General features: G+C 70.8%; 14 protein-coding genes. 3 read left to right on the forward strand and 11 right to left on the reverse strand.

What is annotated here, in order from left to right; all coding sequences use genetic code 11:
* A complete protein-coding gene (locus AC3EUJ_RS28570; RefSeq protein WP_431966305.1) occupies positions 1-645 on the forward strand; it encodes a nucleoside/nucleotide kinase family protein in 645 nt (214 codons plus the stop codon).
* Here the strand turns inward: AC3EUJ_RS28570 and AC3EUJ_RS28575 are convergent.
* The 3 genes from AC3EUJ_RS28575 to AC3EUJ_RS28585 are packed head-to-tail and all read right to left on the reverse strand — an operon-like array spanning position 626 to position 5075.
* A complete protein-coding gene (locus AC3EUJ_RS28575) occupies positions 626-1453 on the reverse strand; it encodes an HAD family hydrolase (RefSeq protein ID WP_431966307.1) in 828 nt (275 codons plus the stop codon). The genes AC3EUJ_RS28570 and AC3EUJ_RS28575 overlap by 20 nt on opposite strands.
* The gene (locus tag AC3EUJ_RS28580; protein ID WP_431966309.1) at positions 1450-3876 is read right to left on the reverse strand and encodes a phosphoribosyltransferase; all 2427 of its coding nucleotides are present in this window, start codon (positions 3874-3876) and stop codon (positions 1450-1452) included. The genes AC3EUJ_RS28575 and AC3EUJ_RS28580 overlap by 4 nt, the downstream gene beginning before the upstream one ends.
* Positions 3877-3908: 32 nt before the next feature.
* Positions 3909-5075: an HpcH/HpaI aldolase/citrate lyase family protein gene (locus AC3EUJ_RS28585; RefSeq protein WP_431966311.1), complete on the reverse strand. Its 1167-nt coding sequence runs from the start codon at positions 5073-5075 to the stop codon at positions 3909-3911.
* A gap of 226 nt (positions 5076-5301) precedes the next feature.
* On the opposite strand from AC3EUJ_RS28585, the gene AC3EUJ_RS28590 reads away from it, so the two are divergent.
* Positions 5302-6216, forward strand: a complete 915-nt coding sequence (locus tag AC3EUJ_RS28590) for a TerD family protein (RefSeq protein ID WP_431966313.1) — start codon at positions 5302-5304, stop codon at positions 6214-6216.
* Positions 6217-6241: 25 nt separating this feature from the next.
* On the opposite strand, the gene AC3EUJ_RS28595 is transcribed toward AC3EUJ_RS28590, so the two are convergent.
* From AC3EUJ_RS28595 to AC3EUJ_RS28620, 6 genes are all read right to left on the reverse strand, one after another.
* Positions 6242-6973, reverse strand: a complete 732-nt coding sequence (locus AC3EUJ_RS28595; protein ID WP_431966314.1) for a TerD family protein — start codon at positions 6971-6973, stop codon at positions 6242-6244.
* A gap of 83 nt (positions 6974-7056) precedes the next feature.
* The gene (locus tag AC3EUJ_RS28600; protein WP_431966315.1) at positions 7057-8199 is read right to left on the reverse strand and encodes a DUF475 domain-containing protein; all 1143 of its coding nucleotides are present in this window, start codon (positions 8197-8199) and stop codon (positions 7057-7059) included.
* A gap of 16 nt (positions 8200-8215) precedes the next feature.
* The gene (locus AC3EUJ_RS28605) at positions 8216-8791 is read right to left on the reverse strand and encodes a TerD family protein (protein ID WP_431966316.1); all 576 of its coding nucleotides are present in this window, start codon (positions 8789-8791) and stop codon (positions 8216-8218) included.
* A 63-nt stretch (positions 8792-8854) separates the two neighbouring features.
* On the reverse strand, positions 8855-9430 hold the full coding sequence (locus AC3EUJ_RS28610; RefSeq protein WP_431966374.1) for a TerD family protein: 576 nt from the start codon (positions 9428-9430) through the stop codon (positions 8855-8857).
* 84 nt (positions 9431-9514) lie between these two features.
* The gene (locus AC3EUJ_RS28615; protein WP_431966318.1) at positions 9515-9973 is read right to left on the reverse strand and encodes a peroxiredoxin; all 459 of its coding nucleotides are present in this window, start codon (positions 9971-9973) and stop codon (positions 9515-9517) included.
* A gap of 138 nt (positions 9974-10111) precedes the next feature.
* Positions 10112-10552 (reverse strand): DUF3052 domain-containing protein, encoded by a 441-nt coding sequence (locus AC3EUJ_RS28620; RefSeq protein ID WP_026250565.1) that lies wholly within the window; start codon positions 10550-10552, stop codon positions 10112-10114.
* Between the two features lie 406 nt (positions 10553-10958).
* Between AC3EUJ_RS28620 and aceE the strand changes: the two genes are divergently transcribed.
* Positions 10959-13703: a pyruvate dehydrogenase (acetyl-transferring), homodimeric type gene (aceE, locus tag AC3EUJ_RS28625; protein WP_431966320.1), complete on the forward strand. Its 2745-nt coding sequence runs from the start codon at positions 10959-10961 to the stop codon at positions 13701-13703.
* A gap of 80 nt (positions 13704-13783) precedes the next feature.
* On the opposite strand, the gene AC3EUJ_RS28630 is transcribed toward aceE, so the two are convergent.
* Both AC3EUJ_RS28630 and AC3EUJ_RS28635 read right to left on the reverse strand, forming a co-directional pair.
* Complete coding sequence (locus AC3EUJ_RS28630; RefSeq protein ID WP_431966322.1) at positions 13784-14146, reverse strand: peptidase inhibitor family I36 protein; 363 nt, start codon at positions 14144-14146, stop codon at positions 13784-13786.
* Positions 14147-14250: 104 nt separating this feature from the next.
* A complete protein-coding gene (locus tag AC3EUJ_RS28635; RefSeq protein WP_431966324.1) occupies positions 14251-15852 on the reverse strand; it encodes an MFS transporter in 1602 nt (533 codons plus the stop codon).
* Between the last annotated feature and the right edge of the window lie 80 nt (positions 15853-15932).

Here is a 15932-nt window from a genome sequence, read left to right on the forward strand (position 1 = left end):
ATGTACGTGGATGACGTCCTCGCCCTGGTGCCCAGCATGCCAGGCAGGCGGGTGCTGCTGGGGCTGGCGGGCGCGCCCGCGGCCGGCAAGTCGACCCTGGCCCGTTCGCTGGTGGAGGGGGTCGACGCGCGGCTCGGCCCGGGCACGGCGGCGTACGTGCCGATGGACGGCTTCCACCTCTCCAACGCCCAGTTGGACCGGCTCGGACTGCGCGGCCGCAAGGGCGCGCCGGAGACCTTCGACGTGGACGGCTATGTCCATCTGCTGCGGCGGCTGCGCTCGTGGCGGGGCCGCACCGTCTACGCGCCGGACTTCGACCGGGACCTGGACGAACCGGTGGCGGCCGGGATCGCCGTGCCGCCGCAGGCCCGGCTGGTGGTGACGGAGGGGAACTACCTGGCCGACGACGGCGCCGGCTGGCACGAGGTCAGGGACCTGCTGGACGAGCTGTGGTTCGTCGAGTCCGACGCCGCGGTCCGCGAGGAGCGGCTGCTGGCCAGGCATGTGACGGGCGGTCGTACGGAGGCGGAGGCCCGGGCGTTCATCGAGGCCAGCGAACGGCCGAACGCGCTGCGCGTCGAGGCGACGCGCAGCGCGTGCACGCGGGTGGTGCGGCCGGACGGGGTCAGCGGCGCGCCACGCTGAGCATCCGGCGCAGGATCTCCTCCCCCGCCGCGACGCCGGGCAGGGTCAGCGCGTCGACGTGCGGCGCGCCCCAGCCGGTGTCGGCGAGTTCGCCGTGGCCGGGACGCCAGGCGGTGTGGGCGGCGAGCAGCAGCTCGGCGTCCAGGAGGGAGTCGCCCGCGGCGAGCACGTGGTCGGCGCCGGTGCGGCGGACGACCTCGGCCAGGGCCGCGGACTTGGTGAGCGGCTTCGGTACGGCGTAGATCTTGCGGCCTTGCAGCGAGACGGTCCAGCCGCGCTCCTCCGCCCATTCGGCGAGGTCCTTCACCCACAGCTCGGGCAGCAGCGACCGCTCGACGACCAGGTAGACGAACAGGTCCTCGGCGATGCGTTCCTTGCGCAGCCAGGACTCGTCGGCGGTGCGCGCCATGTACGCGCGGACCTCGGCCAGCGGCGCGCAGCCCTCGGCCAGGCGGCGGCGCATCTCGGCGTTCCAGTCGTGGTCGGTGTGGCCCTTGACCAGGATGTGCCCGCCGTTGGCGCAGATCGCGTACCGCGGCACGGGGCCGGGGAGGTTGATGCGCCGGTACTGCTTGCGGGTACGGGTCGTCGCCGGGACGAACTCGGCGGCGGCCGCGAGGCGCTGGATCAGCGCGGCGGCGGTCTCCGTCATGAAGGACAGCGGCCGGCCCTCGTGCACCTCGACGCACAGCAGCCGCGGCGCCTCCTCGTCCGCCATCGACAGGGCCAGGGCCGCCGACGAGTAGATGAGGGTACGGTCCAGGTCGCTGGCGACGAGGGACCTCACGATCTCCGGGCGCTGCTTCACTTGGCCTCCACCGCCTTCCCGTCGGTACCGGTCGCGCCCCGGGTGAAGCGCGGGTGGATCAGCCCGACGCACGAATACGGCAGGTCGTCCACCTCCTCCACCGGGACGCCGCGCTGCTCGGCGAGCAGCCGGATGTGCGCCAGGTCGGCTCCCGCGCCCCGCCGGGCGAGCACCCGCCAGGGCACGCGGCGCAGCAGCACCCGGGTGGTCTCGCCGACGCCCGGCTTGACCAGGTTGACGTCCCCGATCCCGTACTCCTCGCTGATCCGCTCGACCGCGGCCCAGCCCTCCCAGGTGGGCGTGCGGTCGCCGGCCTGGAGCTCCTTGACGTCGCGGGCGACCTCGTCGGTGACGGCGGTGAAGCGGGCCGAGACCTCGTCCAGGAAGAGGTTGGAGACGTCCGAGCCTGCCAGCTCCCGGTAGAACTTGGCGCCGTGGAAGTCGTCGGGGCCGATCAGATCGGCGCGCAGCACGGTGCGCGAGACCAGGCCGGAGACTGTGGAGTTCAGGCACGCGGACGGGATGAGGAAGTCGTCGCGGGTGCCGAAGGTGCGGACGCACGACCCGGGGTCGGCGAGCACCGCGATGTCCGGGTCGAAGCCCGCGAACGGGGCCACGGCGTCGGCCAGTTCGCGGGTGATGGCGCCCTTGCCGGTCCAGCCGTCCACGAACACCGCCCGTGCGGGGTCGTGGTGCTCGGCCAGCCAGCGCAGGGCGGTGGTGTCGATGCCCCGGCCGCGGACGATGGACACGGCGTAGTGCGGCAGGTCCAGGCCGTGCGCGTGCCGGGCCCAGCGGCGCATCAGGACGCCGACCGGGGTGCCCGCGCGGGCCAGCGACACCAGGACGGCGTCCGGGCCGCGTTCGGCGAGCACCAGCTCGGTCACGGCGCCGACGGCGCGGGCGATGCGGCCGGCGGAGTCCGCCAGCGCGTCCCGGAACAGCTCCTGGTACTGGGCGCTGGGCTGGTACTCCACGGGCAGCGACTCCGCGTAGTGCGCCCCGCCGCTCTGGATGGCCTCCTCGCGCTCCTCGGTCGGCGCCTCCAGTTCGACGTCGGAGAGGTCCTTCAGCAGCCAGCCGACCTCGTCGGGCGCGTACGAGGAGAACGAGGGCCCGCGCAGCGGCTCCGGGAGCGTCGGGGCGGGCGGGCGGGGTTCGTACGAGGGCACCACGGCCAGCAGGAGCCTTTCGGTATGGGCGGCGAGCTGCGCGAGCAGCCCTCCGGGGGCGTGCAGGGCGGGCGTGTCGCCCGCGCTGTCCACGACGGCGACGACGGCGTCGAAGCCGGCGCCGGCGATGTTGTACGCGTAGCGCTCGCCGGGCCCGTCGGCCGGGTCGTCGTGGCCGGGGAAGGCGATCCGGGTGCGTATCGCGTACCCCGGGTCGTCCACGGCCAGGACCGGGGAGCGGGTCGTCGTGGAGAACCGCACCTCCGCGGCGGGCAGGGACTCCTGCAGGGCCTGCGCCAGTCGCAGCGGGGCGTACATGAGCTCCTCGTTGCCGAGGACGAGGACACGGGGTGCCGGGCCGTCGCCGAGGACGCGCAGTCCCTCCGCCAGGCGTACCGCCATCGCGGGCAGCGCGGCCTCCAGCCGCGCGCGGTGCGCGGGCGTGAAGCCGTGCCGTCCGCCGTCGGGCAGTCCGGCGGGCCAGTCGAGGCGCACCCGGTGGGGTGCCACCGGGTGCGCCTCGGGCGGGAGGGCGGGCTTCGCGGTGCCGTGCGCGGCGACCAGTTCCTGCCCCCGCTCCAGGACCCCGTCCGGGAGGACGACCGTGCCCGAGGCCAGCGCGATGACGTCGACGCTCGCGCCCAGGTCCGCCGCGAACCGGGTGAGCAGTGCGCGGTCGGCCTCCGAGCGCATGTCCACCAGGGCGACCACGACATAGCGACGGCGCGGGTAGCGGGTGTGCAGCGCCCGCACCGTGTTGAGCACCGTCCGGCCGGTGGAGAACTCGTCGTCCACCAGCACCAGCGGCCCGTCCGCGGCCAGCAGGCCGGCGTCCTCGGGCAGCAGCAGGTGCGAGGTCGCGTGGCTGTGCTCCTCCTCGAAGCCGCCGACCGCCTCGACCCCGGGGACCGGGCGCCGGGTGGAGTGCAGGTACGGGGCGGTCCCGAGGCCGTCGGCCACGGCGTGCCCGAGGCCGGTCGCCGTCTCGGCGTAGCCGAGCACCACGGACCGGGCCGCCTCGGCCTCGCCCAGCAGCTCCCGCACGCGCACGCCGAGCCCGTACCCGGCGTCGTAGACGACGTGCGGACGCTGCGGCACGTGCTTGCCCAGCACATTGGAGACGAGCAGGTGCGCCCGCTTGGGGTTGCGGCGCAGGGCGAGGCCGAGCAGAGCGCTCAGGCCGTCCCCCCGCAGGGTGACGCCGAGCCGGTCGGCGACCCACTGCCCGGACCAGATGTGCTCCACTGCCATGCGTTCGGCACTCTCCCTCTCGTTGCGGTTTGTCACGACGGCACGCATGCGGAGAGCAGCTCGACGAAGCCGATCTCCTCCCGTGCCACGCCGAAGACCTCGGCGCGCCGCACGGTGCGCTCGGCCCAGGCGCGGTGCGGCTTCACCTCGTTCATCTTGTTCGTGTAGGCCGAGCGCAGCACGCCCCCGCCGCTGCGGTCCTCGTGGAGTATGTCGACGGCGTCGCTCCACTCCTCGTGGGAGACGACGCTGAGCGCGTGCACGGGCTGGACGTGCGAGGGGTGGATGCAGGTCTTGCCCTGCAGGCCGTTCGTCCGGTCCAGTTCGATCTCGCGCAGCAGTCCGTCCATGTCCCGCTGGATGAGGGCGTCGCGCAGGTCGACGGCCTCGGGGACGAAGGGGCTCTGCCGCAGCAGCGGCTTGAACATGCGCTCGGAGTGCTTGAAGTACTCCCAGACCGGGCCGGTGATCGTGAAGCCGGTGCCGTCGGCGCGCCCGAGGACGTTGACCACGTCGGCGATGACCGAGGCAACGATGCGGACGTCGTAGGCGGTCATGTCGGGCGAGCGGCGCAGCCCGTAGGCGGAGCAGAAGTCGGTGACGCCGAGCCGCAGCGCGAGGACGCGGTCGCGGTACTTGTCGACGGTGCGGGAGATGCCGTACAGCGTCTCGGTGCGGGTCTCCAGGTGGAGCAGCTGCGGGGACTCCAGGACCGGCATCGCGAACAGCCGCCGTCCGCAGGCCGCCTCGGCGGCGGCGAGGGCCTCCAGGAAGGGGACGCCGGACTCCTCGGTGAACTTGGGGAGCACGAACCCGGAGAGCAGGGACACGTCGTCGCCGAGCCGGCACACGAGGTCGGTGATCTGCTCGGGGGTGCGGACGCGTATGAACAGCAGCGGGGGGTCGCCGTCCGGGACCCGGTGGGACAGCTCGCCGAGCTGGCGGACCAGGTTCTCCTCCCCGGCCTCGACCTCCCGGTCGTCGATGGAGTCCTCCAGGCACAGCACCATCGACACGACACCGCGCGCGGCCTGCTTGAGCACGTCGTCGGCGAGCCGCGACCGGGTGGCCGGGCAGTAGAGGGTGGCGCCGAGGGCGACGGCGAGCATGCCGGCCGGTGAGGCGGCGGTGAACTCGGCGGGCTCCTGGTGGAAGAGCTCGGTCCGTACGTCCGGCGCGAGGTGCCCGAAGTGGCGCATGCTTTCCCCCGTGGCAGGTGGTGGTTGGAGAGGTGGGAAGCGTCCCCCGACGCCGTGGCCGACCATCGTACGTGCGAGCCCCCTGCGGACGTTCCCGGCGTACGTGAAAATCAGGTAACCCCCTCGAGTCCGTTACGTGCCGCCCTGTCCGCGTCTCTCCCCTCCGGCGCACCCGTGCTGTGCCCCGCGTTGTGGGCGCGGCCCCCGGGAGGGCAGGATTGCGCGCATGACGCAGTCGATGGTGAAGGGCTCCAACATCCCGGTGACGGCCTCGGGGGTGCGGGCGGTGCTCCGCTGGAGCCCGGGGGCGGGTGTGCCGGACGTCGACGCCTCGGCGCTGCTGCTGGGTGCGGACGGCCAGGTGCGCTCGGACGAGGACTTCATCTTCTACAACCAGCCCCGGCACCCGGGGGGCGCCGCCCGGCACCTGCCCAAGCGCAGCGAGCCGGCCGGACTGACGGACGCCATCGAGGTGGACCTGGCCGCGCTTGAGGCGGGTGTGGACCGGGTGGTCGTCGCGGCCTCGGCGGACGGCGGCCCGTTCGCCCTCGTCTCCGACCTGACGGTGCTGCTCTACGACACGGCCGCGGGCTCCGACGCCGAGCCGCTGGCGCTCTTCGACGTCGTCCCCGACACCGGCGACGAGTCCGCGCTGATCTGCGGCGAGCTGTACCGCAGGGCGGGCGGCTGGAAGTTCCGCGCGCTGGGGCAGGGCTACGCCTCGGGGCTGGAGGGGCTGGCCACCGAGTTCGGCATCACCGTCGAGGAGGGCGATCTCGACGAGGCGCCGCCGCCGCGGCCGGAGGGCGAGGTGGCCTCGGAGCCGCAGCCCGTGCCGCCGACCGTCGCGGTGACCGGCGAGCCGGACGCCTACACCCTGCAGGCCCCGGCGCCGGTGCCGCCGCAGCCCACCGCGCCGCCCGCCTACGGCTACCCGCAGGAGCCGCAGCCGACGGTGGCCGCCCCGGCGTACGGCTACCCGCAGGAACCGCAGCCGACCGTGGCCGCCCCGGCCTACGGCTACCCGCCGCAGCAGCCCGCGCCGACCGCGGCGGTCCCCGCTCCCGCGTACGGCTATCCGCAGCCGGTGCAGGGTTTCCGGCTGCCGCCGATGGGCCCGCAGTTCCAGGAACGCCGCTGAGCGCTCCCGGCGGGGGGCCGCGCGCTCAGACCTTGGTCTTGTAGCCGCGGCCCCACTGCAGGCCCCAGCCGTAGAGCCGGTCGAGCTCGGCCTGGAAGCCGTACACGTACTTCACCTCGCGGCGCACGGTCAGGTCGCCCTTCTTGTTCTCGATGAGCACCACCGCGCAGGAGCGGGCCTGCGGTTCGCGCTCGTCCAGCAGGATCTCGATCCGCGGGCCCGAGCTGGGGAAGATCTCCACCTTGGCGTGGGTGCGGTCGAAGGCGGGCGTGCCGTCGTAGATGTAGACGAAGACGAGCATGCGCTTGAACTCGTCGTGCTTGTCGAGGTTGATGTAGAGCGTCTCGCCGGAAGAGCCGCCGAAGCGGTCGTCGCCGGTCATCTGGATGTACGGCGGGGCGTCGAGGTCACCGAGGAAGTTGCCGAGCGGCTGGACGACGCCCTTGGTGCCGTCGGCCAGTTCGTACATGCACGCCAGGTCGAGGTCGACGTTGACCATGGCGGGGCCGGCGGCCTGCACCGGCTCCGGCTTGAACAGGTTCATCTGCCGGCTCAGCCAGGAACCGCTGCGCTGGTTCCAGCCGCCGGTGTCGGAGGTGCGCATCTGCCAGGACAGGTTGATGCGCAGGTTGCCGACCGCCGCGCCCTGCTTGGACAGCGAGACGACCTGATGCCGCCTGGTGAGCTCGATGGTGTGCGCGTTCGCCATGTCGAACTGCGCGTTGAAGCCGCCGCTCGGCCGCAGGAAGTTCCACATGCCCGTCCGTCCCCTGCACGCAGGCCGCCCCCCGCCGGGTCGGCGGGGGGCGGCGTGACCCGAATGTCGTGACGAGACGGGGGTCAGACCCCGCTCGTCACCTCCGCTTTGTCGTCCCGCTGCTCGGAGCTTTCCCCGAGACGGCGGTTTCGCACCACCGACGACCAGTAGGACGCACCGATCAGGACGACACCGATGAGGCCGGTGATGACCTCGTTGATCTCGAACTTGATGGTGACCAGGAGGATGATCGCCAGCGCGCCGATCGCGTAGTGCGCGCCGTGCTCCAGGTACACGTAGTCGTCCAGGGTGCCCTTGCGGACCAGGTAGACGGTGAGCGACCGGATGTACATCGCACCGATGCCGAGGCCGAGGGCGATGATGAAGATGTCGTTGGAGATCGCGAACGCGCCGATGACGCCGTCGAAGGAGAACGACGCGTCGATGACCTCCAGGTAGAGGAAGAGGAAGAACGCCGCCTTGCCCGCCAGGCCCACGGCCGAGGCACCGCTGCCGGCCGGCTTGCCGCCCGAGCTTATCTCCTCCAGCTCGGCGTCGGCCTCGTCGGCCTCGTCCTCCAGCCGGTCCTCGAAGTAGCTCGAGATGCCGCCGACGACGAGGTAGGTGACGAGGCCGCCGATGCCGGCGAGCAGCACCGTGGAGGACTTGTCGCCGCCGCCGTGCGAGACCTCGGTGGCGAGGGTGGTGGCGGTGATCAGCAGCGCCACCAGGGCGACGACCACGGAGAGCGTGTCGAGCTTGCCGAGCTTGGAGAGCGGCTTCTCCAGCCAGGCGAGCCACTTGTGCTCACGCTCCTCGAAGATGAAGTCGAGGAAGATCATCAACAGGAACATCCCGCCGAACGCGGCGATCGCCGGGTGCGCGGAGGTGACGAGATGCTCGTACTGGTCCTTGTTGTTGATCGCCAGGTCGATGGCCTCGATGGGCCCGATCTTCGCCGTGATCGACACGATGATGATCGGGAACACGAGGCGCATGCCGAACACGGCGATCAGAATGCCGATGGTGAGGAAGATCTTCTGCCAGAAGGCGTTCATCTTCCGCAGGATCCCGGCGTTGATCACCGCGTTGTCGAAGGAGAGCGAGATCTCCAGCACCGACAGGATGGCGACGAGGGCAAGCCCCTCCGCACCCCACAGGAAACCGGCGAGGGCCAGGCCGGCGGCGGTGACACCGAACGACCAGCCGAAAGTTCGGAGGAGCACTGGATATCCAATCCCTTTACGAAACGTTGACCCCAAAGTCTAGGGCGATGCCCCGGAGCCCTGATGCATACCCCTGGCCAACGGCTCGGAACTTCCATTCGCCGCCGTACCGGTACAGCTCTCCGAAGATCATCGCCGTTTCGCTGGAGGCGTCCTCGGAGAGGTCGTAGCGCGCCAGTTCACTCTGGTCGGTCTGGTTGACCACCCGGATGAAGGCGTTGCTGACCTGGCCGAAGGTCTGACCCCGGGCGTCGGCGTCGTAGATGGAGACCGGGAAGACGATCTTGTCGACCCGCTCGGGCACGGCGGACAGGTCCACCAGCAGGACCTCGTCGTCGCCGTCGCCGTCACCGGTCAGGTTGTCGCCGGTGTGCTCGACCGAGCCCTCCGGGCTCTTGAGGTTGTTGTAGAAGACGAAGTACTCGTCACCCAGCACCCGGCCCGAGGCGCACAGCAGCGCGCTGGCGTCCAGGTCGAAGGGCGCCCCGGTGGTGGAGCGCGCGTCCCAGCCGAGCCCGATCAGCACGCTGGTCAGATTGGGTGCGGCCTTGGTGAGGGAGACGTTGCCCCCCTTGGCGAGCGTCACGCCCATGCTGTTCTCCTCCCCCGCGGGGGCTCGCGGCCCGCCGGACGCGGACCGCGAGACCCCGGCGAATCAGACGTTGACGCCGAAGTCCTGCGCGATGCCGCGCAGCCCGGACGCGTATCCCTGGCCGATGGCCCGGAACTTCCACTCCGCACCGTGCCGGTACAGCTCCCCGAAGACCATCGCCGTCTCGGTCGAGGCGTCCTCGGTGAGGTCGTAGCGGGCCAGTTCCTTGTTGTCGGCCTGGTTGACGACGCGGATGAACGCGTTGCGGACCTGGCCGAACGACTGCTGACGGGTCTCGGCGTCGTAGATCGACACCGGGAAGACGATCTTGGCGACATCGGCCGGCACGCCGGCCAGGTTCACCTTGATCTGCTCGTCGTCCCCCTCGCCCTCACCGGTGATGTTGTCACCGGTGTGCTCCACGGAGCCGTCGGGGCTCCTGAGGTTGTTGAAGAAGACGAAGTGCTGGTCCGAGAGGACCTTGCCCTCGGTGCCCGTGAGCAGGGCGCTGGCGTCGAGGTCGAAGTCCGCGCCCGTGGTGGTGCGGGCGTCCCAGCCGAGGCCGACGATGACGGCCGTGAGGTTGGGGGCCTCCTTCGTCAGCGATACGTTGCCACCCTTGCTGAGGCTGACTCCCACGAGTCCTCCCATGTCATCGCGTGCTGCTTGTCTCGAGGTCGCACCAGGATCAACGCCCTGAGGTTAGTACCCGGTTCCCCGGGACTACAGGGCTTCGAGCGCCTTGACGTACTCGTTCAGGTCACGGGCGTCCGGCAGGCCGTTGACGACGGTCCAGCGGATCACGCCCTCCTTGTCGATGACGAAGGTGCCGCGCACCGCGCAGCCCTTGTCCTCGGCGAAGACGCCGTAGGCCCGGGAGACCTCGCCGTGCGGCCAGAAGTCGGACAGCAGCGGGTACTCCAGGCCCTCCTGGTCGGAGAAGACGCGCTGGGTGTGCATCGAGTCGTTGGAGACCGCGAGCAGTTGGACCTCGTCGTTCTGGAACGCCGGGAGCTCGTCGCGGAGCGCGCACAGCTCGCTCGTGCAGACCCCCGTGAAGGCGAAGGGGAAGAAGAGCAGCACGACGTTCTTCGAGCCCGTGAAGTCGGACAGCCGCACGGTCCGGCCGTGCTGGTCCCTGAGCGCGAAGTCGGGGGCCTTCTCTCCTACGGCGAGCGCCATGGTGGACACACCTCTCCGGTGACGGTGACGGGGCCCGCGGCCGGGCCCCGCGGCCCAGTCTCGCACCGCCCCGCCGGCGAAATGCGAGGCGCCCCCGCGACGCTGGGTCACGGGGGCGCGGTGCCGGTCAGGAACGCCTCAGCGCTTGCCGGCCTTCGCCGTCTTGGGGGTCACCAGACGACTGGCGGTCCAGTCCTTGGAGACGTTGACACTACTGGTCTGAGCCAGGCCCGCAGTCTGCGCGGCCTCTCCGATGTCACTCGGCTCGACGTGCCCGTCACGGCCGGTCTTCGGGGTCATGAGCCAGATCTGGGCGCCCTCGTCGATGGCGGACGTGGCGTCGACCAGGGCGTCGGTCAGATCGCCGTCATCATCACGGAACCACAGGATGACGCCGTCGGCGACGTCGTCATACTCCTCGTCCGCGAGCTCTTCGCCCGTGATCCCCTCAATACCCTCACGGAGCTCGTGATCGACGTCGTCGTCGTAGCCGAGCTCCTGGACCACCTGTCCGGGCTCAAAACCAAGCCGGCTCGCCGGGTTGGTTTGCTCCTCCGCGTGGCCCGCGGTCGCGCTCACGCTCTGCCTCCTGTCATGGGGGTTGTCTTCCCGCTCCTGTGCGGGGTTATGGGCGGTAGTCCACACGGGCGCGGCGGTTCGCGCAAGTACCCAGCCGCCCATCCCGCCCAAACGTTGACGTGTCACCGCAACCCGAACCGTGAGGGGTGACGTGGCTCACTCCACTATGCCAGGATTTCTCCCGAATCGGGGCCGCGGTCGGTCGTACGTCCGAGTGGGCGTAGAGTTGCGGTTTGGTCGGACGGCCACCGGACAGCCATGCGAGAGCCTCAAGAGGGTCTGGAAGAGGGGTCTGTCTCACTTAGTGGTGGTTACCACTCAGTAGAGATGACGTATCCCGAACGCGCGGTACACGATGGAGGCGGCGCGACCCAGCAGAGCAAGACCCTAGAAGCGAAGGAATAGCGTGGCTTCCGGATCAGATCGCAACCCGATCATCATTGGCGGCCTTCCCAGCCAGGTCCCGGATTTCGATCCCGAGGAGACGGCGGAATGGCTCGACTCGCTTGACGCCGCCATCGACGAGCGCGGACGCGAGCGCGCCCGCTACCTCATGCTCCGCCTGATCGAGCGTGCCCGCGAGCGGCGGGTTGCCGTGCCCGAGATGCGCAGCACGGATTACGTCAACACCATCGCGACCAAGGACGAGCCGTTCTTCCCCGGCAACGAGGACATCGAGCGGCGCATCCTCAACGCGACCCGCTGGAACGCCGCGGTCATGGTGTCCCGGGCGCAGCGGCCGGGTATCGGCGTCGGCGGGCACATCGCCACCTTCGCTTCCTCGGCCTCCCTCTACGACGTGGGCTTCAACCACTTCTTCCGGGGCAAGGACGACGGCAAGGGCGGGGACCAGATCTTCTTCCAGGGCCATGCCTCCCCCGGCGTGTACGCCCGGGCCTTCCTGCTGGACCGGCTCTCCGAGACCCAGCTCGACGCGTTCCGCCAGGAGAAGTCCAAGGCGCCGTACGGCCTGTCGAGTTACCCGCACCCGCGGCTCATGCCGGACTTCTGGGAGTTCCCGACCGTGTCCATGGGCCTCGGCCCGCTGGGCGCGATCTACCAGGCCCGGATGAACCGCTACCTGCAGGCGCGCGGCATCGCCGACACCGAGCAGTCGCACGTGTGGGCCTTCCTCGGCGACGGCGAGATGGACGAGCCGGAGTCGCTCGGCCAGCTGTCCCTGGCCGCCCGTGAGGGCCTGGACAACCTCACCTTCGTCGTCAACTGCAACCTGCAGCGGCTCGACGGCCCGGTGCGCGGCAACGGCAAGATCATCCAGGAGCTGGAGTCGCAGTTCCGCGGCGCCGGCTGGAACGTCATCAAGCTGATCTGGGACCGCACCTGGGACCCGCTGCTGGCGCAGGACCGCGACGGCGTGCTGGTGAACAAGCTCAACACCACGCCCGACGGCCAGTTCCAGACCTACGCCACCGAGACCGGCGCGTACATCCGCGACCACTTCTTCGGTGACGACCACCGGCTGCGCAAGATGGTCGACGGCCTCACCGACGACCAGATCCTGCACCTGGGCCGCGGCGGCCACGACCACCGCAAGATCTACGCGGCGTACAAGGCCGCCCGCGAGCACAAGGGCCAGCCGACCGTGATCCTGGCCCAGACCGTCAAGGGCTGGACGCTCGGCCCGAACTTCGAGGGCCGCAACGCGACCCACCAGATGAAGAAGCTGACGGTCGACGACCTCAAGCGCTTCCGCGACCGGCTGCACCTGCCGATCGCGGACAAGGAGCTGGAGTCCGGCGCCCCGCCGTACTACCACCCGGGCCGGAACTCCGAAGAGATCCAGTACATGCACGACCGGCGCAAGGGCCTGGGCGGCTACGTCCCGACCCGCGTCGTGCGGGCCAGGCCGCTGGCGCTGCCGGACGACAAGGCCTACGCGGGCACCCGCAAGGGCTCCGGCCACCAGACGATCGCCACCACGATGGCCTTCGTCCGGCTGCTGAAGGACCTCATGCGGGACAAGGAGATCGGCAAGCGCTTCGTGCCGATCGCCCCCGACGAGTACCGCACCTTCGGCATGGACTCGCTCTTCCCGTCGGCCAAGATCTACAACCCGCTGGGCCAGACCTACGAGTCGGTCGACCGCGAGCTGCTGCTGGCCTACAAGGAGTCCCCGACCGGCCAGATGCTGCACGACGGCATCTCCGAGGCGGGCTGCACGGCCTCGCTGATCGCCGCAGGGTCCTCCTACGCGACCCACGGCGAGCCGCTGATCCCGGTCTACGTCTTCTACTCGATGTTCGGTTTCCAGCGGACCGGCGACCAGTTCTGGCAGATGGCCGACCAGCTGGCGCGCGGCTTCGTGCTGGGCGCCACGGCGGGCCGCACCACCCTCACCGGTGAGGGCCTGCAGCACGCCGACGGTCACTCGCACCTGCTGGCCTCGACCAACCCGGCCGTCGTCGCGTACGACCCCGCGTTCGGCTTCGAGATCGCGCACATCGTCAAGGACGGCCTGCGCCGCATGTACGGCGAGCCCGCCGACGGCGAGGACCCGAACGTGTTCTACTACCTCACCGTCTACAACGAGCCGATCGTCCAGCCGGCCGAGCCGGAGGGCGTGGACGTCGAGGGCATCCTCAAGGGCCTGTACCGCTACCGGGCCGCCGAGGCGGGCGCGATCCCGGCGCAGATCCTGGCGTCCGGCGTGGCCGTGCCGTGGGCGCTGGAGGCGCAGCGGATCCTCGCCGAGGAGTGGAACGTCCGGGCCGACGTGTGGTCCGCGACCTCCTGGAACGAGCTGCGGCGCGACGCCGTGGAGGCGGAGGAGCACAACCTGCTCCACCCGGAGGAGGAGCAGCGCGTCCCGTACGTGACGCAGAAGCTCAGCGGCTCAGAGGGCCCGTTCGTGGCCGTCTCGGACTGGATGCGGGCCGTCCCGGACCAGATCTCCCGCTGGGTGCCGGGCACCTGGCAGTCGCTCGGTGCCGACGGCTTCGGCTTCGCCGACACCCGTGGCGCGGCGCGCCGGTTCTTCCACATCGACGCCCAGTCGGTGGTCCTCGGCGTGCTCACCGAGCTCGCCAAGGAGGGGAAGATCGACCGCTCCGTGCTGAAGCAGGCGATCGACCGGTACCAGCTGCTCGACGTCGCCGCCGCCGACCCCGGCGCCGCGGGCGGCGACGCGTAACACCGTCGTCCCGACCGGGCCCCCGCCGCGCGACCGCGCGACGGGGGCCCCGGCCTTTCCCGGCTCCCCGCGGGCTCGTGTCACTGGTCGACGATCTGGAAGGCGCGGATCGTGTGCCGGGATTCCGGGACCCATGTGCCGGACGGGAACGTCACGAAGTCGCCCTCGGTGGAGCACTCGGCGCTCTGGTAGGTCGTCACGAGCTTGCGGGTCCGGTTGACGAACGACTTCGCGGACGTCCCCGGCGGCAGCGGCACGCAGGAGTTGACGTCGGTGTCGGCGAGCTCGTGGATCAGGCGTGCCCCGCGGTAGTCCGGCCTGCCCCACAGGCACAGCTCCCCGGGGTCGCAGCGGCCGGCGGGGACGGCCGCCGCGGACGGGGCCGGAGCGGCCAGGACCGCGGCGGCCGCGGTCAGGGCAAGGGTCAGGGCTGCGTTGCGCATGTGGATCACTCCCCCGTGATGGTCGGAGCTCCACGGTGAACGGCGAGGCCCGGGGCCGCCAAGGGCCCCGGGCCTCGTTCACCCGGATAGGGAATCGTCCGGCGTCAGATGTGCACCCCGCCGCCGGCGGCGTCCGCGTTGACGCCGCGCTTGGTCAGGAGGGCGATGCCCGCCGCGAAGGCGGCCACGATGCCGGCGACGGTGAAGGCCAGGCCCATCCCCGAGAGGAAGGTCTCGTTGGTGACCTTCGTGATCAGTGCCACGACCTGGGCCGGGGTCTCCTTGGCGACGGGCGGCACACCGACGACGACCGCGTCCGCGGCCTGCGCGGCCGGCTCGCCCTTCAGCGGGGGCAGCCCGGCGGCGGCCCACTTCTCGGGCAGGACGCTGTCCACCCGCGAGGCCATGATCGTGCCCAGGACGGCGGTGCCGAGGCTGCCGCCGACCTGCATCGCGGAGCCCTGGAGGCCGCCGGCCACGCCGGACAGCTCCAGCGGGGCGTTGCCGACGATGACGTCGGTGGCGCCGACCATCACGGGGGCCAGGCCGAGGCCCAGCAGCGCGAACCAGAGGGACATGACGGCGGTGCCGGAGTCGGCCTCCAGGCCGGTCATGCCGAACATGGCGACCGCCGTGCACACCATGCCGCCGACCAGCGGCACCCGGGGACCGAACTTGGTGATCAGCGCGCCTGCGACGGGCGAGCTGACGATCATCATCGCGGTGAGCGGCAGCAGGTGGACACCGCACTCGACCGCCGACATGCCGTGGACGTTCTGCAGGTAGAAGGTGACGAAGAACAGGCCGCCCAGGAAGGCGAAGGCCATCAGCACCATCAGCGCGGTGCCCGCGGACAGCGGCACCGAGCGGAACATCCGCAGCGGGATCAGCGGCTCGGAGGCCTTGGTCTCCCAGAACGCGAACAGGACGAACAGCAGCACCGATCCGACCAGGAAACCCAGGGTCAGCGGGTCGCCCCAGCCCCACTCCGGGGCCTTGATCAGGCCCCACACCAGGCCGAACATCGCGCCGGAGAGCAGCACGATGCCGGGGATGTCGAAGGACCGCGGGGCGTTGTCGGCGCGCACGTCCTTGAGAATGACCAGGCCCATGACCAGCGCGACCAGACCCACGGGCACGTTGATGAAGAAGACCGACTCCCAATTGACGTGCTCGACGAGCAGACCGCCCGCGATCGGCCCGGCGGCGGTGGAGGCACCGATGACCATGCCCCAGATGCCGATGGCCATGTTGAGCTTCTCGGCCGGGAAGGTGGCGCGCAGCAGGCCGAGCGCGGCGGGCTGCAGGAGCGCGCCGAACACGCCCTGCAGGACGCGGAGCGTGATCACCATGCCGACACCGCTGGACACGCCGATCAGGCCGGAGGTGAGGGCGAAGCCGGCGAGGCCGACGAGGAAGGTCTGCCGGTGCCCGAACCGGTCGCCGAGCTTGCCCGCGGTGATCAGCGAGACCGCCAGGGCCAGCATGTACCCGGTGGTGATCCACTGGATCTGCTCGCGGGAGGCACCGAGGTCGGCCTGGATGGCCGGGTTGGCGACGGCGACGATCGTGCCGTCCAGCGCCACCACCATGACGCCGATGGCGACCGAGAACAGGGTCAGCCAGGGGTGGCCGCGCAGGGGCTTCTTGGAGGGCGCCGGTATCTGGTCCGGGCCCTTGCCGGTGACGACGGAGGCTTGGGTCATGGGCAAGAGATTATGTCAGCGCCTGACATTTGACCAAAGCAGTCATCCGTCGTAACTGTCAGGAGCACGGAAGTATGGTG

Source organism: Actinacidiphila sp. bgisy160, assembly GCF_057707815.1.

What these genes read in the sequence shown, in the direction of transcription:
- AC3EUJ_RS28570 (WP_431966305.1), top strand. Translation starts at nt 1, where the DNA reads ATGTACGTGGATGACGTCCTCGCCCTGGTGCCCAGCATGCCAGGCAGG.
- AC3EUJ_RS28580 (WP_431966309.1), bottom strand. Translation starts at nt 3,876, where the DNA reads ATGGCAGTGGAGCACATCTGGTCCGGGCAGTGGGTCGCCGACCGGCTC.
- AC3EUJ_RS28585 (WP_431966311.1), bottom strand. Translation starts at nt 5,075, where the DNA reads ATGCGCCACTTCGGGCACCTCGCGCCGGACGTACGGACCGAGCTCTTC.
- AC3EUJ_RS28590 (WP_431966313.1), top strand. Translation starts at nt 5,302, where the DNA reads ATGACGCAGTCGATGGTGAAGGGCTCCAACATCCCGGTGACGGCCTCG.
- AC3EUJ_RS28595 (WP_431966314.1), bottom strand. Translation starts at nt 6,973, where the DNA reads ATGTGGAACTTCCTGCGGCCGAGCGGCGGCTTCAACGCGCAGTTCGAC.
- AC3EUJ_RS28605 (WP_431966316.1), bottom strand. Translation starts at nt 8,791, where the DNA reads ATGGGCGTGACGCTCGCCAAGGGGGGCAACGTCTCCCTCACCAAGGCC.
- AC3EUJ_RS28615 (WP_431966318.1), bottom strand. Translation starts at nt 9,973, where the DNA reads ATGGCGCTCGCCGTAGGAGAGAAGGCCCCCGACTTCGCGCTCAGGGAC.
- AC3EUJ_RS28630 (WP_431966322.1), bottom strand. Translation starts at nt 14,146, where the DNA reads ATGCGCAACGCAGCCCTGACCCTTGCCCTGACCGCGGCCGCCGCGGTC.
- AC3EUJ_RS28635 (WP_431966324.1), bottom strand. Translation starts at nt 15,852, where the DNA reads ATGACCCAAGCCTCCGTCGTCACCGGCAAGGGCCCGGACCAGATACCG.